Raw genomic sequence first — 21004 nt, 5'->3', positions numbered from 1 at the left:
CCGTGCAGGATCCGGTCAAGACCATCGGTTTCTATGCCAAGGGAGAGACCCATTGGCGGGCGATGTTGCGCGATACCGTGGCGGGGGCTTTAGGGATTCGTCCGGACAGGGTGCCTGCCGGGTTGCGGACATGGCCGGGCTTTCGATCGATCGTGCAGGAAGAGTTCCGTGTCTTGTCCTACGTGATGGATTGGAAAGATGCGTTTGCCGAGTCGCCGGTACTCGATGTCGAGTGGTGCAACGTCAACAACCTGATCGAGTTCGAGTCGGGGCTCCGCAAACTGAAGCGCTATCCGTTGAGCCTCGTGCTCCATTCCGCCGCATGGGACGATCTGCGGTTGCTGCGGCTGGCGGAAGGACGGTTTCAGAATCGACGTGGAACGTTGTTGCTGTTCTATGGAAACGAATACCACAACATGCAGGAAAAGATCGCGTTTGCGCGATCGGTGGGGGCCGACTACATCGCCTCACAACTGCCGCTGGCCTCGGCGCAGTGGCTCTATGCCGACTGCCGCGACTCCGTCGTGGTCGCGGCCCCGGCCGCGCTGAACCAGCGGGTCTATCACTGCGATCGGGGCGCGCGCTCGATCGATCTGGGATTCCGCGGCGATATTTACGCCAGCGCCTATGCGCTCGGCGATGTCGAGCGTACCGAGGTTCTGCAGTACTTCGATCGTCATGCCGAGCAGTGGGGACTCACCAAAGACATTGCCTTCGTGCGGCATCCCAGGGAGCAGTGGAATGAGTTCTTGAACCGGTGCAAGGGCATCATGGGAGCCGAATCCGGGACCTACTTCTTAGAGCGGGACGACCATACGAGGCAAGCAGTCATCGAGTTTATGACCAGCAAGCCCGAGGCGACGTTTCCCGAAATTCACGAACGATTTTTCCGGCGATACGAGCATCCGGTCTCGGGCAAGGCGATTTCCTCGCGTCACTTCGAGCCGGTTGGAACCAAGACCTGCCAGTTGCTGCTCGAGGGCCACTATAACGGCATCCTCACGGCCGATGAGCATTACATTGCGATCAGGAAAGACTTTTCCAATATCGAGGACGCAATCCGTCGCTTCAAAGATGCCGACTACCGAAACGCGATGACCGAGCGGGCTTTCGGGCACGTCCTCTCGGCGCACACCTATGGGCATCGCGTGGCGAGCTTGCTGGCTCGGATCCTCGGTGGAAAAGATCGGGAGCAGGCCGAAGCGAGATCCTTGCGAGGGGCGGCATGATGCAAAAGGTTGCCAGCCGAGCGGTTGCCCCAGAGGCCTTCTCGGAGGAACGGCGAGGACAGGGCGCACGCCCACGCATGGTGCGAGTCTGTTTCGTGTCCCCGCTAGGCTACGGTCTGTACCATCCGGAATCCGGCCTGCCGTTCGGTGGTGCCGAAGTCCAGATTTTCCTCACATCGGGAGTGTTGGCGAAAGATACGGGTTTCCACACCAGCGTGCTGACCACCGTGGATCGGGAGCCTGCGACCGAACAACTGGGAGCGTTGACCCTGATTACGAGACGGGGCCAAGGGCGCCTGAGCGGACGCACCGGACTGCTGGCCGCATTGCGAGGCTACTGGTCGTCGTTTCGGGAAATGTGGGACTTGTTTCAGCGGATCAATGCCGATGTTTACGTCCATGCCGGGGCAGGGGTAGAAGTCGGGGCGTACGCGTTGATCTGCCGCTTTCTGCATCGCCGCTTCGTCTTCGTGGTGGCTTCGAACGCCGACCTCACCGATCGATACGGACTCGTGCGCGGGCCGCTGGCTCGGCTGTATCCATTGGGCGTGCGATTGGCGGATGAGGTCGTCTGTCGCACCGAGGATCAGCGGGAGTTGCTGCGCCGGCGATTCGGGCGCGAAGGGCTCTTGATCCGAAGCGGCCATCCGATCCCCATGCAAGGTGATCGCTCCAGGCAATCGATGCTGTGGGTCGGCCGCATCCATCCGGTCAAGCAGCCGTTGGTCTTTCTCGACCTCGCCGCCCGCTGTCCCGATATACGGTTTACGATGGTCGGCATGCGTGACCCGCTGGAGCCTACCCTGTGGGATGCCGTGCGGACACGAGTCGCCCAACTTTCGAACGTCGTGTTCTTGCCGAATCAGTCCCTGGCCGAGGTCGAGGAGACTTTTCAGGCTGCGACACTGCTGATCAACACCTCTCAGTACGAAGGCTTTCCCAATACCTATATCCAGGCTGCGGCTTCCGGAGTCCCGATCGTCTCCTTGACCGTGGACCCTGACCATGTGCTGGCTCAGCATCGAATCGGCCGCTGCGCGGGCGGTGATTTCGACGCGATGGTTGAAGCCGTCAAGCGGTTTGGTCGGGATGAGCGGCTTCGCGAGGACTATGCGCGCCGTGCCCGCGTCTATGCCATCGGCAATCACAGTCTGGAAGTGGCGGTGTCACGCTGGAAGGACACCCTGCTGACGCTCGCGGGACAGGCGCAGGTGGAGCTGCTGAGAGAGGCGGCGTGATGAGACGCTTGACGCTGTGTTTCGTCGGGCCGGCGGCATCCGTCAACCTCCGTCGATGGGTAGGGTGGTTTGCCGAACGGGGCCATGATTGCACCGTCTTGACGGTCGAGCCGGCCGACGCGCAGCGCATCACCGGCTGGCGGCAGGTGGATTTGTCCGATCCCGCGAGATGCGGAAAGTGGGGAAGACTGATTTCCGCCGCGCGGCTCGCTCCCACGATTGCTCGACTCAAGCCGGACGTAGTGCATGTCCATTACCTCAGGGGACTGGCCTGGGGACTGGCGGCGTCGATGCCCCATCCCTGCGTGCTCACTCCGTGGGGGAGCGATGTCCTACCCGACCAAGGGGCCTTTCGCGAATGGTACAGCAGTGGCTTGACGCGGCGCTTGCTGAAACAGGCCGATCTCGTCACCGCTCATTCGGCATACATGGAATCCGCCGTGCAGGGGCTTGTTGCGGACCTGCCGCGGATGGAACGAATCGGGTGGGGAGTGGACCTGAATCGGTTTCGCCCCGGTCTCGACGCGGCTGACCTGCGCCGGAGTCTGGAGCTTGGACCCAACGACCCGGTCATCCTCAGTCCCCGCCTCGCCCAGCCTCTCTACCGTCACGAACTGATTCTCGATGCAATGCCGGCGGTCTTGCGCTCCATCCCCCGAGCCTGTCTCGTTCTTACGGAGTATTTCGCGGACCCAGACTATGTCCGGCGTCTCAGAGAGAGAACCGAGCAACTTGGCATCGCGCGGCAGGTGCGGTTCGTCGGAGCCTTGAGCTACGCCGACATGCCACGCTGGTACAACCTGGCGTCGGCTGTCGTCATGGTGCCCGCATCGGATGGGATGCCGAATTCACTCTTGGAAACCATGGCCAGCGGCGCAGTGCCGGTGTTGAACCGGTTGCCACAATACGATGAGTTGGTGCAGGACGGAGAGAATGGGCGCCGAGTGGAATCGGACTCGGGATCCCTCGCCCAGGCCTTGATTGCGGTGCTGGAAGACGAGCTGTTTCGCCGGCGCTGTCGGGATGACAATCGACGGATCATGGAGCGGATCGGCGACCAGGATCGCGAAATGTCGACCATGCTCTCGCTCTATGAGCAACTCGCCGAAGCCGTCGGGCACGAGGGGTCGAGAGGAGCCCAGGCATGTGCGCGATAGCGGGCCTGCTGGTACCTTCCGGTGACGCGATCGCCCCCCGCATCCTCGGGACGATGTCCGAGCTACAGGCCCATCGTGGGCCGGACGGCGAGGGGTATACCCTCCTCGCGACGGGTGCCGGGGGTGCGGCGGTCACAGCCAGCAGCCATGAACAGCTGTCGGCGATGACCGGCCGGTTTGCGCTTGGCCTGGCGCACCGGCGGCTCGCGATCATCGATCTCAGCGAGGCGGGCCATCAACCGATGGCGAGCGCGGATGGGCGTGATTGGATCACCTATAACGGCGAGATCTACAACTTCGTCGAACTGCGGCAGGAATTGCGTGAATTGGGGTGGTCGTTTCGGTCGGCATCGGATACCGAAGTGTTGCTGGCTGCCTATCGCCAGTGGGGATTGGCCTGCCTTGATCGTCTCAATGGGATGTTTGCTTTTGCCCTGTGGGATGGTGTCTTGCGGCAGCTTGTCTGCGCCAGGGACCGGATGGGAGAGAAACCCTTCTATTACGCTTGGAAGGACGGACGGCTGGCCTTCGCATCGGAGTTGAAGGCGGTCTTGCCCGCCGTCGGGGCGATCACGGTCAATCAACCCTTGGCCTACGCCTATCTGGATGGCGGGCGGTTGGACTATACGGACGAGACGTTCGTCGAACAGGTGCGGCAACTCGAACCGGCGCACTATCTTCTCATCAAAGACGGGCGGTTGGTAAAGGGACAGTACTGGAGCCTTCCAATCGACAGGCAACAGACGGTTGATGAATCGGATGCCGCCGTGCGGGAAAGGTTTCGGGTCCTGTTGTCGGATGCCGTGCGGATCCGGTTGCGCAGTGATGTGGCGGTGGGAAGCTGTCTGAGCGGAGGATTGGACTCCTCTGCGATCGTGTGCGTGACGCAGGATTTCCTCCGCGCCTCGGCTTCCGCTCTCCCTCGAGGTTCCTATCCCCGGCAGAAGACCTTTTCCGCTTGTTTTGCCCAGGAACATTTCGACGAGCGGCGGTATATCCAAGAACTGGTGCGGGCCCGTGGCCTCGATGCCCATTACACGATCCCGGACCCGAAAGAATTGGCCACGGTGGTAGAGCATCTGGTTTGGCAACATGATGAGCCGTTCGGTTCTACCAGCATCTTTGCCCAGTGGGCGGTGATGCGCCTCGTGTCCGAGTCGGGGGTGAAGGTGGTGCTCGACGGGCAGGGGGCCGATGAACTCCTTGGCGGTTACCATGGGTTTTTCGGCGCCTACTTCGCCGATCTCCTGCGTGCCGGCCAATGGGCGAGGTTGTTCCGCGAGGGGCAAGCCTATCGCCGCTTGCATGGCAGCGTTCCTCCGCAAGCTCTCGGGAATTTCGGCCGCGCCCTGTTTCCGCCAGATGTCGTGCACGGCGTTCGCTGCGCAGGGAGCGGGAGCCGAAGCTGGATGCGGCGTGAGTTTTCCAGGCAATACGGTAACCCTGAGCCGCCGGACCCGGAAGCGGCGGATGCGGTGGCTTCACTGCAACGCCGATTGCTGTTCCGGCAAGGGCTCCGGGCTTTGTTGCGTGCCGAGGATCGTAACGCGATGGCGTTCGGCGTCGAGGCGCGGTTGCCGTTCTTGGACCATCGACTCGTCGAGTGGGTGTCGGGGCTCGAGACGCGGTGGAAGTTGCGGGACGGCTGGACCAAGGTCCTACTGAGAGAATCGCTCGAGGGGCTGTTGCCGCCCGCAATCCAGTGGCGGAGGGACAAGATGGGGTTTGCGACTCCGGAGGACGAATGGTTTCGTGGCGAATTGGGGCGGGTGTTGGCGGACTGCCTGGAGGATTCCCGTACCGGCTCCAGAGGTTACCTGGACATTGCCGGAGCCCGCCGCGCCTGGTCGGCGCATCGTGATGGACATGCCTCGATCGGTACGACGCTCTGGCGCTGGCTCAATTTGGAATTATGGTGTCGTCAGTTTGCGGATCAACGGCCATGCGGCGCGTCCTAGTCCTCATCAACAATACGGGAGTTGGGGGCACGGAGCGACGCCTGGGGCGTCTGTTTGCCCATATGGCCGAGGAGGAAAAAGACACTGTTTTCGTGATCAATCGGGGGCTTTGGGCTAAGCTGGTAGCGGGTGCATTGGTACCGGAACGCGGGGCTCGAGTGGTGCGGTTAGGGGAGCCGTTCGGTCGTGTGGCCGAGCGCTTCGCAGCCATCGGACCTCGTGCGCAGTTTTGGATCAGAAAGCTCGACTATGTGTTGATGGCGGCTTGGCTGCTGCTGCGTTACGGGTTGGCGGCACCCCGGCTGTTCCATATCGTCCTTGGCGGAGCCTACGTGGCCCGGCCGTTGATGTCCGTGAGGCGCAGCCATCGGTATGTGATCTCGGTGACGGATCCCAATCTGGCCGGCCATGTCGGTTCGGCTCGCGCCTTGCCCCTGTTTCGGGCCGCTATCGGACGGAGCCATGCCGTGGATGCATTGACCGAAGATATCAAAGTGTCGTTGGTCCGAGACGGTGTGGCACCGAATCGGATTCTCTGCTCGATGGGAAGCGTTGTGGACGTGACCCGCTTTCGTCCTGCAGCGACCAAACAGCCGCTGGTGGTGTTCGCAGGCCGGTTAGTGGAAGAAAAGGATCCGCTGCTGTTTCTGGACGCGATACCGGCCGTTCACCAGGCCATGCCGGAGGCAAGGTTCGGTTTGTTCGGGGATGGGCCGCTCCGCGGATCGGTGGAGCTTGCCGTCGATCGACTGGGGATCAGGTCCATCGTCACGACCGGGTTTGTAGAGGATCTGGCTCCGACGCTCAGTCGGGCCTGCATCTTCGTGTCGCTGCAGCAGCGGGACAATTTCCCGTCTCAGGGGCTGTTGGAGGCAATGGCCTCTGGGGCGGCGACGGTGGCGACCGACGTCGGGCTTACGTGGAAGCTGGTTGATGACGAGACCGGCATAAGAATTCGACGCTCGGCTGGCGAATTGGCCCATGCAGTCGTGGCGCTCCTGCGCACCCCCGAGCAGTGCCGAATGATGGGAGAGCGTGCGCGCCGACGTGTGATGGAGCACCATTCGGAGGATCAGTATCGGGCGTACCTGCAGTCCCTGTATGCCCGCGTGGGGGCAGCGGGGGAAATGTCGGGTTCCGCCGACCGTCCTTCTCACGGAATTCCATAACGAAGCCATGATTTTGCTCGGACTGACATTTCTGCTGGCGTTTGCGCTGTCCCTCTATGGGGTGCCGCTTGCGCGGCAGGCAGCGTTGAAGTTCGGCATCGTCGACCGTCCGGACGGTCGGTTGAAGCATCAGGGCGAGCCGGTGGCCTATCTCGGCGGATTAGCCATCTACTTGTCGTTTCTGGTGAGCTTGGCATTCACGTTCGAATTCAGGCATGACGTCCTGGGCATCGTGTTGAGTGGAACGCTGATCGTGATGCTGGGGTTGATCGACGACTTTGGCGTTCTGTCCCCCGGCACCAAATTGGCCGGGCAGTTGCTTGCGGTGTTCGTCCTGATCAAGAGCGGGATCAGAATCGAGATCGCATCGTTGCCGGACTGGCTTGACCTGGCGCTGACGGTGTTTTGGATGGTGGGCATCATCAATGCCTTCAACCTGCTCGACATCATGGACGGGTTGTCTGCCGGAGTCGGCCTGATCAGTGCGGCGTTTCTTTGTGTCGTGGCGATGTTGAACGGCGACAACATGATTGCTTTTATGCTGGCGGCCTTGATCGGCAGTCTGCTGGGATTTCTGCGATACAACTGGCGTCCCGCCTCCATCTATATGGGCGATGCCGGCGCCATGTTCATCGGGTTGATGCTGGGCGCGCTCTCGATGATCGGGAAGTACACCGAGGGACATTCCGTCTCGCTGCTCACCCCCGTCTTGATTCTCGGGATGCCGATCTTCGACACGTTGTTTGTGATGTACATTCGGTTCTTGCGAGGGCTCCCGGTGTTTCTCGGCAGTCCTGACCATCTGGCTATCCGGCTTCGACACTGGGGCTTGACCGTGCCGCAAGTCGTGCTGGTCAGCTATGCGGGGGCAGCACTCCTTGGGGGGATCGGGCTCTTAGTCATGTCCGTGCCGCAAGACTTGGCCCTCGTGCTGAGCGGGCTGACGCTGCTCGGTCTTGGCGTGGCGGCGGTGGCCTTGACTCGGGTCAACGTCTCGGCCGGCTTGCCGAACGCGACAACGCCGCAACCCAGCACGCAAGCAGGGAGGTCAGGGGCCATATGATTCTGATCGTGGGGGCCGGACTGGCCGGACTGAGTACCGCCTATCACTTGGGAGGCGTACCGTACAAGATCATCGAACGTGAATCAGAAGTCGGAGGCCTCTGCCGTTCCTATGTGAAGGACGGATTCACCTTCGACTATACGGGGCATCTGCTGCACTTCAGGCAAGCCGCCATCAAGGCGTTGGTCGAATCGCTGTTGCCGAACCGGCTCGAGCGGCACGCCCGCCGCTCCTACATTTATTCCCACGAGACGTACACGGAGTATCCCTTTCAAGTGAACACGCACGGGCTGCCGCCTGAAGTGGTGCGCGAATGCTTGATGGGCTTCATCGCGACTCTGACGAAGGGGGCTCGCGGCCCGGCACCGGAGTCTCCTTCGTTCAAACAATGGATCCTGGATAGTCTCGGGGACGGCATTGCCAAGCATTTCATGGTGCCGTTCAACGAAAAACTGTGGCAGGTGCCGCTGGAGGAATTGACCTCCGAATGGGTCTCGTGGCTGGTGCCGAAACCGGAGCTGAAGGACGTCGTGAATGGAGCGCTCGGCATCAAGGACAAGGCGTTCGGCTACAACCCGTCGTTTCTGTATCCGGCCACCGGCGGTATCAGAGTGTTGCCGGAGGCGTTTTTGCCGGGAGTGGCGCCGGTCGCGTGCGGCACCGACCTCGTCCAGATCGAGACGACCCGTCGCCGGGCGGTCCTGCGGGATGCCGCAGGAGAACGGATCGAGTCGTACGACCGGCTCGTGTCCACCATCCCCCTGCCTGAACTGGTGCGGCGATGCGTCGACTTGCCCGCCGGCATCCGTGAGGCGGCGGCTCAGCTCCGCTGGGTGTCCGTACACAATGTGAATCTCGCCGTCTCGCGCGAACAGGTGTCGGACAAGCATTGGATCTATTTCCCGGAACACCGCTATCCCTTTTACCGGGCGGGCTTTCCGATGAACTTCTCGAAGGCGATGGGGCGCCAAGGATGCAGCTCGATGTACGTCGAAATGTCTCATCAGCCGACGGAGAAGATTTCCAGCCAGCAGTTGATCGAGCGGGTCCGGCAGGGGCTCGAGGATGCCGGCGTGCTCCGTCGCAGTGACGAATTGGTGATGTCCGACGTAAAGGACATCTACTACGCCTATGTCCTGTTCGATCGGCGCCGCGGCAGCGCGGTCTCGCAAATCCTGGCCGAATTGGAACGTCGCGGCATCAGCTCGATCGGACGCTATGGGTTGTGGGAACACACTTCGATGGAAGATGCCATGGGCCAGGGGCGGCGTCTGGCCGAGCAGTTGCGAACGGCGTTGGCGGCGTAACGCGGAAAGATCCCTACGTGACAAGACCCGGCGTCTGCCATATTATTACGAAACTCGAGCTCGGCGGGGCCCAACAAAATACGCTCTTCACGGTCGAGCATCTCGATCGATCGCGATTCCGGCCGATGTTGATCAGTGGTGAGCCGGGCCTGCTTGACGGGGAAGCCAAGACGCTGCTCGGCGACGATTGGTACCAGGTGCCGTCGATGGTGCGTCCCATCAATCCGGTGTCGGATGTGCTGGCTTTGCAGTCATTGCGCCGCCTGCTCGAACGACTCCAGCCGATGATCGTCCATACCCACAGTTCCAAAGCCGGTATCCTCGGTCGGCTGGCCGCGAAGATGGCCGGTGTGCCCATCGTCATCCATTCGATTCACGGTTTCGGCGTGACGCCTGCCCAATCTGCCCTCCAGCGCTGGTTGTTGCTGGGGGCGGAGCGAATGGCCGCGCGGGCGACGCATCGGTTTTTTGCGGTCTCGCAAGCCAACCGGCAGCAGGGGCTTTACTACAACCTGTTTCGCGCGGACCAATGCCGGGTGATTCGCAGCGGAGTGGATCTCCGTGCATTGCGAAGTCTTTCGGTGGACGTGGCGGCCAAGAAACAAGAAATTGGGTTGGCGCCCGGTACGTCGGTCATTGGAATGGTGGGACCCTTGAAACCGCAGAAGGCGCCGCTCGATTTTTTGAGGATGGCGGCGACCGTTCGCCGCGCTAGGCCGGACGCCGTGTTTCTGTATGTCGGGGACGGTGAACTGCGGGGTTCGTTTGAGTCGGAGAGGGCGCGACTGGGCCTGACCGATGCGGTAAAGTTGCTCGGCTGGCGACGGGATGTGCCGGAATTGCTACGCTGCATGGATGTCTTTGTGTTAACGTCGCTATGGGAAGGGCTGCCGCGTGTGTACCTCGAGGCCTTGGCGAGCGGAATTCCGGTAGTCGGCACCAGGGTGGACGGGGCGGCGGAGATCATTCGCGACGGCTACAACGGCTACTTGTTGGATCCCCATGATTTCGACGGACTCGCGCGACGCGTGCTGTATCTGCTGAGCGCGCCCGAGATTCGGGCCTCCATGGGAGCTCGGGGACGTGATGGTCTCTCACCCGATTTCGATATTTATGAAATGGTTCGCCGTCAGGAACGGGAATACGAGGAACTGATCTCCGAGCGAGGGCCCTCTGTACCCAGGCTGTCCCATCTGCGGGGGGCGGCGTAGATCGAGGTATTCCCCGGATCTGCAGCCGACGCGATCCGCTGCATAACGTGAACACGAGACGATCAATCGAACCAAGGGAGCGCGCATGAACATTCCGTTGCTTGATTTGAAGGCCCAATACCAATCGATGCGAAGCGAGATCCTCGCGGCCATCGAAGCTACCTGCGACGATCAAGGGTTCATCCTTGGCCCTCGCGTGGCCGCGCTGGAACAGGCGATTGCCAAGTACGTCGGCAGCAGCCACGGCATCGGCGTGGCATCGGGCAGCGATGCCCTGTTGCTGGCGTTGATGGCGTTGGGCGTGAGGGCCGGCGACGAAGTCGTGACCGTGCCGTTCACGTTTTTTGCGACGGCCGGCGCGATCTCCCGTCTTGGCGCGAAGCCCGTCTTCGTCGACATTCGCCCCGACACGTTCAATATGGACCCTGCCTTGCTTGAGCGCGCGATCACGTCCAAGACCAAGGCCATCATTCCGGTCCACTTGTTCGGGCAATGTGCGGACATGGACGCCATCAACCAAATCGCGAAGCGGCACAAGATCGGTGTGATCGAGGATGCCTGCCAGGCGATCGGCGCGGGCCGGGGCGGAAAGCGCGCCGGAGTGTTAGGAGATCTGGCCTGTTTCAGCTTCTTCCCGTCGAAGAACCTGGGCGGGTTCGGGGACGGCGGTATGGTGACGACGAACGACAAGGCCGTGGCCGAATCCATCGCGATGCTGCGGGTGCACGGAAGCCGCGTGCGTTATGTGCATGAGGCGATCGGTATCAACAGCCGGCTCGATGCGCTGCAGGCCGCGATTCTCTTGGTGAAGTTGAAGCGGTTGGACGACTGGGCCGAAGGCCGTCGCAAGAACGCGGCGCGGTATCAGAAGTTGTTTGCCGATGCCAAACTGCAGGGGCGAGTGACGTTGCCGACCGTCGAAGCCTCGAGCTTCCACGTGTTCAACCAATTCACGCTTCGAGTGCAGAAGCGGGATGAGTTGCGCGCCTACTTGAAGGACAAGGGGGTCGGGACGGAGGTGTACTATCCGGTGCCGATGCACCTGCAGAACTGCTACCGGGATCTTGGTCATCAAAAGGGATCGTTTCCGCAGTCGGAGCGCGCGGCGGAGGAAGTATTGTCCCTCCCGATTTACGCCGAACTCTCCGACGAGCAATTGCAGTATGTCGTCCAGACGATTGCCGAGTTTTATCGCACCCATTGATCAATGTACCGTGAGCCCGTTCGGTCAGGTAGGCCGGGCGGGCTTGCGTTGCGGTCCCGCCGACCCGAAGCCCCAGGCCTTGCTTCGAATTGCCCTCTCGACTACGCTAGTCCACCCATATCGTGCGCCCCGCTGCTCAGGACCAATCTGAGGAGGATGCAATGCTGACCATCCGGACTGTGTGGCTCTCTGCCGTGGTAAGCGTCTTCATGTCGACCGGCGTCGTGGCGGGAGAACTCTCGCCGAGGGAAATTTACGAGCGAGCATCGCCTGCCGTCGTGATGGTCATGGGGCATTCCGATGCGGGGCGCAAAGGGAGCGGGGGGACCGGCTCGATCGTCCAGGCCGATGGTCTCGTGTTAACCAATGCGCATGTAGTGGTAGAAGAGGCGACCGGAAAACCCTATTCAAAGATTACCGTTTTCCTGAAGCCTGAACGGGTCACGGGCGAGGCGAAGGTCGATTTGTCTCGAGGCCTGCCAGCGACCGTCAAGAGTTACTCCGCGGCGTTGGACCTTGCCGTTCTGAAGATCGTCAACCCGCCGGCCAATTTGCCGGTGGTGGCGCTCGGAGAATCGAACGGCACGCACATCGGTGATCACGTCGTCGCCATCGGCCATCCAGAACAGGGCGGCCTCTGGACCTTGACGACCGGCGTGATCAGTGCAGAGTTCGAAAACTTCAACGGCGTGCAGGGGAAGGACGTGTTCCAGACGGAAACCGGCCTGAATCGTGGCAACTCGGGCGGTCCGCTGCTGGATGGAGAGGGCCACATGGTCGGCGTAAATACGGCCATTGCGCGGGTCGCGGCGGACGGCATGCCGATCACCAGCATCAGCTTTGCCCTCAAATCCTCGGTGGCGGCGGGTTGGCTTCACACCCAGGGGGTGGCGACGCCGGTGCTGGTCCTACCTCCTCCTGGTCCATCGACGCGGCCTACCCCGGCTGGATCAGCGGCTGTGACGCCGCCGGCCCCTCCTATCGTCATGCCGAAGCCAGCAACACCTCCGGCTATCACCGTGACGCCACCCGCTCCTCCGGTTGTCGCGCCTCCCGCCCTGAGCGAACCGGTGCATCCATACAATTTGGACAGCTTGGTCAGGGAACGGGAGCGTACGGAACGGGACATGGAAGACATGATGCGGGATATGCGCGATCGGCTTCGAGGCCGGTAGTCGCAGCGATGACAGCCTCGATGCTCCTGTCGTTCAAGCTTGAACAAAGTTGAAGGCGGCACTGTACAATTCAGTTTTTCCTCTCCGACTGGTCATTGCTCTCGAGTCCTGCGGGCTCGTCAGTTCATTGACGCCCACATCCTTTCTCGCCTCCCAATAAAGGCAAAATCACTGTCGCTGCATGGGCAGCGGTGTTTCCGACTCTGACTGCCGCCGTCCCCCGCCCAAGAGTGTTTCACCTCGAGTCACTCGAGGTTCCTGCAGCCTACGCATTCGGCTCGCCCGACCTTGAAACAACACGTAAGGCATGAGGCTTGCTCAATACTGGAACTAGAATATGAACAAGGTCAGGCAGACGATGACAACACCCTACGCCATGCTGTTCGGCCTTCAACGCAGACATTACCCGGTGCTTGGAGCGGCGCTGGCCATCATTGCGGCGATCTTTGCGATCGATTGGTGGTTGCCGTTGGGACTCACCATCACCACGCTCTACGTCGCGCCGGTGTTGATCACGTCAAGAATTCCCCACCCACGGCTCACCTTCTGGGTGGCGGCGCTCGCGTCTTCCGTGACGGTGCTCGACATATTCCGAGGGCCGATCGCGACCATCACGTGGGTCGTGGTGACCAACCGCGCCTTCGCGCTTATGGTGATTTGGGTCACGACGTTGCTCTGCTTGCGCCGTCAACGAGACGAAGCCGAGTTGATGCGCATCAACGAGGACATCGAACAGCAGGTCCAGGAGCGTACGGCCGATCTGGCCAAGGCGAACCAAGAACTCGAAGAATTGCGGGCGGAGGCCCTTTCCGAATTGGCCGCGATCGTGAAGTCTTCCGACGACGCGATTGTCGGCATGTCGCTCAACGGCATCATTCAAAGTTGGAACGCCGGCGCGGAGCGCGTCTACGGCTATCCGCCGGAAGAAGTCATCGGCCGCTCGATCTCGGTGCTCTGTCCGCCGAATCGGTTGGACGAGGTGCCGGCGATGCTGGACCGGATCGCACGGGGCGAGCACGTCCGCAATGTGGAGACGGTGCAACGACGAAAGAAAGGGGAGCGCATCGACGTGTCCCTGACCATCTCCCCGGTGAAGGACGGGGACGGGACCGTGATGGGGGCTTCGGCGATCGCGCGCGACGTGACGGAGAAGAAACGTACGGAAGCAGCCTTACGCCAGAGCGAAGCGCGGTTCCGCATGATGGCCGACACGGCGCCGGTGATGGTGTGGATGGCGGGCCCGGACACGCACATCACCTTCGTCAACAAACGATGGCTCGAATTTACCGGGCGCACGCTTCAAGAAGAGATTGGTGACAACTGGTTCACGGGGATTCATCCAACCGATCTGGAGCGCTGTCGCGAATCGTATTTGGATGCATTCAAGTCGGAGCAGCCCTTCTCGCTTGAGTACCGGCTGCGGCGTCACGACGGGGAATATCGCTGGATCATCGACACAGGCGTACCGCTGTTCGACGCCAACGGCCGCTTCGGCGGGTATATCGGGAGTTGCATCGACTTGACCGAGCGCAAAGAAATGGAAGACCAGTTGCGTCGGACGCTGAAGGAAAAGGAAAGCCTGCTCCGCGAAGTGCACCATCGGGTCAAGAACAACCTCCAGGTCATTTCGAGTTTGCTCAATCTGCAGTCGGCCTCGATCAAAGATCCGTTGGTCAACCAACTGTTCCGGGAGTGCCAGGTCCGCATCACGTCCATTGCATTGCTCCACGAGACGCTGCATCGATCGAGCGATCTCTCCCGGATCAAGATGGGCGATTATATCCGCACGCTGACGGGACACCTGTTCCGATCCTACGGCGTCGACCCTAACGTGATCGTATTGGAACTGAACGTGGACGATGTGGAGTTCGACATCGATACCGGGTTGACCTGCGGTCTGATCATCGACGAACTCGTCTCGAATTGTCTCAAGCACGCCTTCATCGACGACAACGGCGGGAAGGTGCATATCGAGCTCCAAGACCACCTAGACGGGACCTTCTCGCTTTGCGTCAGCGACGACGGCATTGGAATTCCAAAGGACGGAGTGCTCAACAATCCCGACTCTCTTGGCCTGGAACTGGTGACCCTCCTGGCGGAGAAGTTGGACGGAACGACGGAGCTCTGCAGCGGCACCGGCACCGAATGGAAAATTCGGTTCCAGCAGCTGCAGTATTCAGAAAGGGTGTGACGAACATGAACGCTGCCAACATTTTGATCGTAGAAGATGAACCGGTTGTCGCCAAGGATATCCAGCTGAGCCTGCAGCGGCTGGGTTATAAGGTGCCGGCCACGGCTACTTCGGGAGAAGAGGCTATCCGCAAGGCTCGGGAGTCTCAGCCGGATCTCATTCTCATGGATATCGTGCTGAAGGGAAAGATGGACGGCGTGGAGACCGCGCGCCAGATTCAACGGACCCGCGATGTCCCCGTGATTTACTTGACGGCCTATGCCGACGACCATACGCTGGAGCGGGCCAAGGTGACTTCGCCGGCCGGCTACATGCTCAAGCCCTATCAGCCCAACGAACTGCGAACGACGATCGAGTTGGCGCTGCACCGGTCGCATCACGATCGCCACATGCGGGAAAGTTTGCGCTGGATTGCGACGACGATGCGTTGTATCGGGGATGGGGTTGTGACGACGGACCGCCATGGACGCGTGACCTATCTGAACCCCGCCGCGGAGCAATTCACGGGATGGAAGCAGGAGGAGGCTTCCGGGATGAGCCTGACGGCGCTGTTGGGCTTCGAGCAGGAGGGGCCGATCCAGCACGTTGAAAACCCGGCGCTTCATGCGATGATGGACGTGCGGATCGTGACGATCGAGGAAGCGCGCCTGGTTTCGAAGGACGGTTCCCAACGATGCATTCGTGGCAGCGCCGCTCCGGTGGCGGATGACGGGGGAGCGGTATTGGGGGCTGTGCTCGTATTCCATGAAATTCCTCCGGGCGGGCATCTCTGTCGCGGCCAGGACGAACCGAGCCGCATGCTGAGCGAGGTTCAGGAGCGCATGGGGCGGCCCCAGGGCGTGATCAATCTGTGCGCCTGGTGCAAACGCGTTCCGGATCACTCAGGCGAATGGTACGATTTGGCGACGTTTATCGCGGAGCGCTCGGCCATCCAGTTCAACGGCGGGCTCTGCCCGGATTGTATGGGGCGCTGCTTCCCGGATCCCAGCGGTGGCAATCATATGTAGGGCGGGGGCGGTCGACAACCGGCTCGGTGAATTTTTCAACAACCCTTCTAGAAATCGAATAAATAGACTATAGTGGTCCTGCAAGTCAGGACTGCCTGTGACCAACCCGAGCCACACACATCCCCACGCGACTCCTATTCGCATCGCGCTGTTTGGGGCGGGGCGACATGCCCAGCACCATGCGCGGGCCATACTTCGTTGCCCCGGCGCAGAGCTCATTGCCGTAGCCGATCCCTCGGATGCGGCCCAAGCGGCCATGCGCGCGATCGTGCCGGGGATCAAGAGTTATAAGACCCCGGAGGAGCTGCTCGCGGCGGAACGCCCGCACGTCGTCCATATCATTACCCCGCCGGCGTCCCATGCTCCGCTGGCTGCGCTCGCGCTGAAGGCCGGCAGTCACATCTACGTCGAGAAACCCTTTACCGAACGGGTTGAGGACGCGCAGCGGATTCTAGACGATGCTCGATCCAAGCATCTGCTCGTCTGCGCGGGCCATCAGCTGCTCTATGAACCTCCCACGCGGGTGCTTGCCGACTATCTGCCTTCGATTGGGAAGGTCGTACACGTCGAAAGCTACTTTTCGTTCCGGACCGTCCGCCATGCTCCGGGGGGACGCCAAGTGCTCCGCGCGGACCATCAGTTGCTCGATATTCTGCCGCATCCGGTCTATCTCCTATTACGGGTCCTGGAGTTGGCAGGCGAAGGGCCGATCGAACTTGTCTCGATGGAAGTCAGCCAAGCAGGGACCGTGCATGCCCTGGTGCGTCGGGGCGGGGTGACCGGTACGCTGATCGTGACGCTAGAGGGACGTCCGGTGGAGAGCTACCTGCGCGTCATCGGCAAGAACGGATCGCTGTTTGCCGACTATGTCCGCAGCACCACCCAGCGGGCGATCGGTCCCGGTTCCTCCGGCATCGACAAACTCTTCGCTCCTTATCGTCAAGCCTGGCAGCTACTGACCGGCACGACGGCCGCGATGGCGAATCGATTTCTCAAGAGCCAGCGCAGCTACCCCGGGTTGGCCGAATTGTTTACGGCGTTTTACGACGCTGTTCGGACCGGCACGGCATCGCCGCTGTCGCCGGAAAGCCTGCTTGAGACTGTCCGCATTTGCGACCGGGTGGCCCAGGCGCTGAAAGTTGCGGAGACCAAGGCCCTTGCGGCCGCCGCGCCCAAACCGGTGGAGAGTCGGGGCGTCCTCGTGACGGGTGGAACGGGATTCTTGGGCAAAGAAATCGTACGGTCGCTGCTGAAGCGTGGCCGACCGGTGCGCATCGTTGCCAGACGGGATCCCTCTCCCTGGGAACGCATCGCCGGCGCCGAGTATGTCGTGGCCAATGTGGCCTCCGGTGCGCCGGCCTCCTTGTTCAAGGGGGTCGATACGGTGATCCATGCGGCGGCCGAAACGGCCGGCGGGTGGGAAGAGCATCAACGCAACTCGCTGGATGCCACCGAGCAGATGGTGCGTGGCGCGGCGGCGGCGGGCATCAAACATTTCGTTCATGTCAGCAGTCTTGCGGTGCTGGCGCAGGCCAATGGGCGCACGATCGGCGACGACCATCCATTGGAGCCGGACAGCAAAGGATCCGGTCCCTATGTCTGGGGGAAGTTGGAGTCGGAAAAGCTGGCGGTGCGTCTCGGGCAGGAACTGGGCATCTCGGTGAAAGTCGTGAGGCCCGGTGCGCTGGTGGATTACCGCGATTTCGATCCCCCCGGTCGCCTGGGCAAACGGCTCGGCAACATTTTTGTGGCGGTGGGTTCATCCAGTGACCGGCTGGGGGTGGTGGATGTGGGGTTCTCCGGCCGCTTCTTGGCGTGGATGGCCGATCAGTGGGACAGCGTGCCGAGTCCGCTGAATCTGCTCGATCCCGTATCGCCCACCAAGCAGGCATTGTTGGATCACCTTCGAAAAGCCAATCCTGACCTGACAGTGCTGTGGCTGCCGACGTTCGTGCTGATTCCTCTCTCCTGGTGCGCAACGCTTGCGCAAAAGATTCTTCGTCCCGGCAAGCCGGCCATCAATGTTGCCAAGGTGTTCAGCGTATTGCCCTACGACACGTCGGGAATCGCCAAACTCGCGCCCCTCGTGGAAGAAACACCCAGAGCCGTCTGACCTCCATCACGGCATAATGCTGCAGTCCCACGGCAAATCTCTTCAGGTTTCCTTACGGACGTTTTAGAACTGATTGAATTCGTTACGGAAGCTACTTTCGCCACCTCCACTGGCCTCGACGGGGTTGATTTGAGGTGGCTGCGCGGGGTAAGTCTGTACTGGTAATCGTCCCGGCCGGGCTGCAACGAAGGCCACACACCTCAACCATCTTCTTTCCCAGATAGGATCGTGTCTATGGATCGCCGAACCATCGTGCAGACCGTTGTCATGAGTGCGCTTGCTGCTGTTACGCTTGCGGGCTGTGCCGAAGATCAGCGTTGGCTCATGGCAATGGAGCGGGGGAATGCCGCCCTCCGGTCGGGCGACTATACCCACGCCGAAGAGCAGTATATCGTGGCGCGAAAAGAGGCGGAAACGATCGACCCGGGTGGTAAGCGCTTGGCGGAGACGTTGGGACAGTTGGGCGAGGTGAATCGGGATCTTGGCCGTTTTGCCGAGGCAGAGAAAGTCTTTCAGCAGGCGCTCGCCATCCGCGAGAAGGTCTACGGACCGGACCATGCGGAGACCGCCGCCAGCCTGACCGATTTGGGCGAACTCTACCGCATGCAAGGACTCTTTACCCAGTCGGAGGCCCTCCACCAACGGGCGCGGGAGATTCGGGAAAAAGTTTTCGGGGCGGACAGCAGCAAGGTTGCCGAGAGTTTGAACAACATCGCAGTCGTGTATCAGGAACAGCGGCGCTATGCGGACGCGGAGCCGATTCTCCAGCGGGCGCTGACCATCCTCGAAAAGCGATCGGGACCGGAGCATAGCCTTTCCGCGATCACTCGCGACAACCTGGCCAAGATGTATCAGGCGCAGGGGCAACATCCCCGGGCGATGCCGCTCTATCAGCGATCCTTGACCATTCACGAGAAAGCGTTCGGTCCAAATCATCCCATCGTGGCCAGGAACCTCGTCAACCTTGCAGATACCTATAAGGCGCAGAATCAGTACCAGCAGGCGGAGGTACTGTATCAGCGGGCGATCTCGATCTTTAAGAAGTCGATCGGCAGCGACCACGTCGATACGGCCGATGCCATGAGCCGGCTGGGGCAGCTGTACGATGCACAAGGGTTGTACTCCCAAGCCGAGCCGTTGTTCCAAGGGGCCATCTCTATTCGAGAGAAGCAGCAAGGCGCAGACCATCCTCAGCTTGCCAGCGAGATGAGACATCTCGCCGGCCTCTATCAAGCGGAGAATCGGCTGGACCAGTCAGAAGACCTGTACAAACAAGCCATCGCGATTTTTGACCGGTCGAGCGGGTATGACCAGGAAGTGTTTGCGAAAACGCTCAAGAATTACGCGTCGCTGTTGCGACGCCGGCAGCGGTCCGGTGAGGCGGAACGGCTGGAGGAACGCGCCACCATCGTGCTCCGCCGTCTATCCCAGGAAAGCCAAAGCAAGAGCAAGACCGCATCAGACCTCCAACCGGCCCCAGCTCCCTAGAAGGGGCCCGCTCGGGCCCCCCCGATCGTACGTATTGAGGCTCATCGTCAATTTCCCTACACTGTGTCCTCTTTTTGTCTAAGAGGCCACCCAGGGAGATCGTATATGAGCCGAGTGTTTGTTCTATTCATTGCCGCTGTGCTGTTGACGACCGTCGCCTGTGCCAGTAAACCAAAGAAGCCGTTCCAGCGCCTGGCCGGGGAGTTTGTCCCTCCGGTCAATATTACAAAGCCCGTGGACCAGCAGAGCGCGGCGGTCGGGATTACGATCAAGACAGACAAATGGCTTCCCGGGAGCGAAGACCGCGTATACCTGGTGAGAGTGGATCGGGAGCAGGATCTGTTTCAGGGGGCAAAACTGATTCCGACCAGTATTGTCAAGCCGGCGTCCGGCGCGGGCGGCGGCACAGCCTACGTTCAAAACCTACCGCCGGGACGGTATGCGGCTGTGGCGTTTACGGTCGGAGAAAAGGGGTACGGTAAGACACGCGAGATTACCCTGTATCTGCTGCCCAAAGAGCTGGTCAAACAGAGCGAGACTCTTGTCACCGCCTCGGCCAGCGCGTTTATGGGCGAGTATGAACTCGGTGCCTCCACCATGGTGCTGAACGACAAGGCTGCCGATGACGTTCAATCCCACTACTTTGAAGCGTTTTGGGGACGACCGTTAGAAAGTGTGATTGCGGATCTGCGGATGGTGGGCACTCCGGCCTACTTCTCCGTCCATTCCATCACCCTCACCAAGGGAAGCCGCGACAGCGCGGCGGAACAACGCTTTATGGAGACGGCCCGTCGGGACATGGAGCCCAGTTGGGGGCCGGTGATCGACCGAGGCCGGGCCGGTGGAAAATGACCGGTATGGCGAAGGCTTCTCACGACTGTTAACCCGGCCTTGAGATCTTCCTGACACCTCCGTGACGAGGGGGCGGTACTCTCGAAGCAGTCCCTAGCATGGAGGTGTCGCATGGAAGTCCTAGAAGAAACTTCTCTCCTCGATCAGACTCTGTCCCGTCGCCTCGAACTTGCCGCCCTCCGACGCACGTGGCATGAAGCTCGGTTCGCCTTGGCGACTAGAATCCAAAAACTGCAGATTCTGCAGAGTCAACAGTTCCAACTGGCGGAAACACTCGATCTTCGCTGCTGCAGTCAGGAACAGGTATTCGAAGATCTGCTGATCCAGCGGGCCTCCGCAGAATTGCGGGATATCGACCGCGCGCTGAGTTGTATGCAAGCGCGTTCCTACGGCATCTGTCGGGTCTGCCGTTGTGACATTGCGATTCCCAGGCTGCAGAAGCAGCCCGACGCCACCCTCTGTGCTACCTGCATCGAAGAGCGCCTGGAGACCCTCTCGGCCGACGCGCTTTAGCTGTACGGGGTTTGCTCTTCGACATCGTTTCTTGACGGCGTTCTCAGCCGTCCTCCTAGCGTTCGTGCCAGCTTGCTCGATTCGTAATCTTCCTCGACTCGGAAGCTCATCCTGTTATGATTTCTCTAT

Annotated in this window: 16 protein-coding genes; all 16 read left to right on the top strand. The window is 60.9% G+C overall.

Annotated elements, in window-relative coordinates; genetic code table 11:
• Window positions 1-2 precede the first annotated feature (2 nt).
• The 16 genes from KF814_04875 (at window position 3) to KF814_04800 (ending at window position 20875) form a co-directional block, all read left to right on the top strand.
• Entirely contained in the window at window positions 3-1229 is a 1227-nt protein-coding gene (locus KF814_04875; GenBank protein ID MBX3235464.1) for a glycosyltransferase family 1 protein, read from the top strand.
• Window positions 1226-2467, top strand: a complete 1242-nt coding sequence (locus tag KF814_04870) for a glycosyltransferase family 4 protein (protein ID MBX3235463.1) — start codon at window positions 1226-1228, stop codon at window positions 2465-2467. The genes KF814_04875 and KF814_04870 overlap by 4 nt, the downstream gene beginning before the upstream one ends.
• Window positions 2467-3624, top strand: coding sequence for a glycosyltransferase (locus KF814_04865; GenBank protein ID MBX3235462.1), 1158 nt, complete (start codon window positions 2467-2469; stop codon window positions 3622-3624). The genes KF814_04870 and KF814_04865 overlap by 1 nt, the downstream gene beginning before the upstream one ends.
• Window positions 3612-5582: an asparagine synthase (glutamine-hydrolyzing) gene (asnB, locus tag KF814_04860; protein MBX3235461.1), complete on the top strand. Its 1971-nt coding sequence runs from the start codon at window positions 3612-3614 to the stop codon at window positions 5580-5582. Before KF814_04865 ends, asnB begins: the two co-directional genes overlap by 13 nt.
• Window positions 5567-6751 (top strand): glycosyltransferase, encoded by a 1185-nt coding sequence (locus KF814_04855; GenBank protein ID MBX3235460.1) that lies wholly within the window; start codon window positions 5567-5569, stop codon window positions 6749-6751. The genes asnB and KF814_04855 overlap by 16 nt, the downstream gene beginning before the upstream one ends.
• Before the next feature lie 7 nt (window positions 6752-6758).
• On the top strand, window positions 6759-7814 hold the full coding sequence (locus KF814_04850) for an undecaprenyl/decaprenyl-phosphate alpha-N-acetylglucosaminyl 1-phosphate transferase (protein ID MBX3235459.1): 1056 nt from the start codon (window positions 6759-6761) through the stop codon (window positions 7812-7814).
• Window positions 7811-9121 (top strand): FAD-dependent oxidoreductase, encoded by a 1311-nt coding sequence (locus KF814_04845; GenBank protein MBX3235458.1) that lies wholly within the window; start codon window positions 7811-7813, stop codon window positions 9119-9121. The genes KF814_04850 and KF814_04845 overlap by 4 nt, the downstream gene beginning before the upstream one ends.
• A gap of 17 nt (window positions 9122-9138) precedes the next feature.
• Window positions 9139-10332: a glycosyltransferase family 4 protein gene (locus tag KF814_04840; protein ID MBX3235457.1), complete on the top strand. Its 1194-nt coding sequence runs from the start codon at window positions 9139-9141 to the stop codon at window positions 10330-10332.
• Window positions 10333-10417: 85 nt separating this feature from the next.
• Window positions 10418-11536, top strand: coding sequence for a DegT/DnrJ/EryC1/StrS family aminotransferase (locus KF814_04835; protein MBX3235456.1), 1119 nt, complete (start codon window positions 10418-10420; stop codon window positions 11534-11536).
• Window positions 11537-11697: 161 nt separating this feature from the next.
• Entirely contained in the window at window positions 11698-12711 is a 1014-nt protein-coding gene (locus KF814_04830) for a trypsin-like peptidase domain-containing protein (GenBank protein ID MBX3235455.1), read from the top strand.
• Window positions 12712-13048: 337 nt separating this feature from the next.
• The gene (locus KF814_04825) at window positions 13049-14902 is read left to right on the top strand and encodes a PAS domain S-box protein (GenBank protein MBX3235454.1); all 1854 of its coding nucleotides are present in this window, start codon (window positions 13049-13051) and stop codon (window positions 14900-14902) included.
• A 5-nt stretch (window positions 14903-14907) separates the two neighbouring features.
• Window positions 14908-15909: a response regulator gene (locus tag KF814_04820; protein ID MBX3235453.1), complete on the top strand. Its 1002-nt coding sequence runs from the start codon at window positions 14908-14910 to the stop codon at window positions 15907-15909.
• Window positions 15910-16006: 97 nt separating this feature from the next.
• Complete coding sequence (locus KF814_04815) at window positions 16007-18022, top strand: Gfo/Idh/MocA family oxidoreductase (protein ID MBX3235452.1); 2016 nt, start codon at window positions 16007-16009, stop codon at window positions 18020-18022.
• A 234-nt stretch (window positions 18023-18256) separates the two neighbouring features.
• The gene (locus KF814_04810; GenBank protein MBX3235451.1) at window positions 18257-19510 is read left to right on the top strand and encodes a tetratricopeptide repeat protein; all 1254 of its coding nucleotides are present in this window, start codon (window positions 18257-18259) and stop codon (window positions 19508-19510) included.
• 105 nt (window positions 19511-19615) lie between these two features.
• On the top strand, window positions 19616-20362 hold the full coding sequence (locus KF814_04805) for a hypothetical protein (protein MBX3235450.1): 747 nt from the start codon (window positions 19616-19618) through the stop codon (window positions 20360-20362).
• Window positions 20363-20473: 111 nt separating this feature from the next.
• Entirely contained in the window at window positions 20474-20875 is a 402-nt protein-coding gene (locus KF814_04800; protein MBX3235449.1) for a TraR/DksA C4-type zinc finger protein, read from the top strand.
• Window positions 20876-21004 lie beyond the last annotated feature (129 nt).

Source organism: Nitrospiraceae bacterium (assembly GCA_019637075.1).
GTDB lineage: Bacteria > Nitrospirota > Nitrospiria > Nitrospirales > Nitrospiraceae > JAHBWI01.
Note: the sequence above shows the minus strand (reverse complement) of the source record. Positions and strands in the feature narration are given on the sequence as shown.

Bases quoted from the DNA above. Each gene is read 5' to 3' on its own strand.
- KF814_04870 (MBX3235463.1), top strand. From the start codon at position 1,226: ATGATGCAAAAGGTTGCCAGCCGAGCGGTTGCCCCAGAGGCCTTCTCG.
- KF814_04805 (MBX3235450.1), top strand. From the start codon at position 19,616: ATGAGCCGAGTGTTTGTTCTATTCATTGCCGCTGTGCTGTTGACGACC.
- asnB (MBX3235461.1), top strand. From the start codon at position 3,612: ATGTGCGCGATAGCGGGCCTGCTGGTACCTTCCGGTGACGCGATCGCC.
- KF814_04825 (MBX3235454.1), top strand. From the start codon at position 13,049: ATGAACAAGGTCAGGCAGACGATGACAACACCCTACGCCATGCTGTTC.
- KF814_04835 (MBX3235456.1), top strand. From the start codon at position 10,418: ATGAACATTCCGTTGCTTGATTTGAAGGCCCAATACCAATCGATGCGA.
- KF814_04865 (MBX3235462.1), top strand. From the start codon at position 2,467: ATGAGACGCTTGACGCTGTGTTTCGTCGGGCCGGCGGCATCCGTCAAC.
- KF814_04830 (MBX3235455.1), top strand. From the start codon at position 11,698: ATGCTGACCATCCGGACTGTGTGGCTCTCTGCCGTGGTAAGCGTCTTC.
- KF814_04850 (MBX3235459.1), top strand. From the start codon at position 6,759: ATGATTTTGCTCGGACTGACATTTCTGCTGGCGTTTGCGCTGTCCCTC.
- KF814_04845 (MBX3235458.1), top strand. From the start codon at position 7,811: ATGATTCTGATCGTGGGGGCCGGACTGGCCGGACTGAGTACCGCCTAT.
- KF814_04800 (MBX3235449.1), top strand. From the start codon at position 20,474: ATGGAAGTCCTAGAAGAAACTTCTCTCCTCGATCAGACTCTGTCCCGT.
- KF814_04820 (MBX3235453.1), top strand. From the start codon at position 14,908: ATGAACGCTGCCAACATTTTGATCGTAGAAGATGAACCGGTTGTCGCC.
- KF814_04855 (MBX3235460.1), top strand. From the start codon at position 5,567: ATGCGGCGCGTCCTAGTCCTCATCAACAATACGGGAGTTGGGGGCACG.
- KF814_04810 (MBX3235451.1), top strand. From the start codon at position 18,257: ATGGATCGCCGAACCATCGTGCAGACCGTTGTCATGAGTGCGCTTGCT.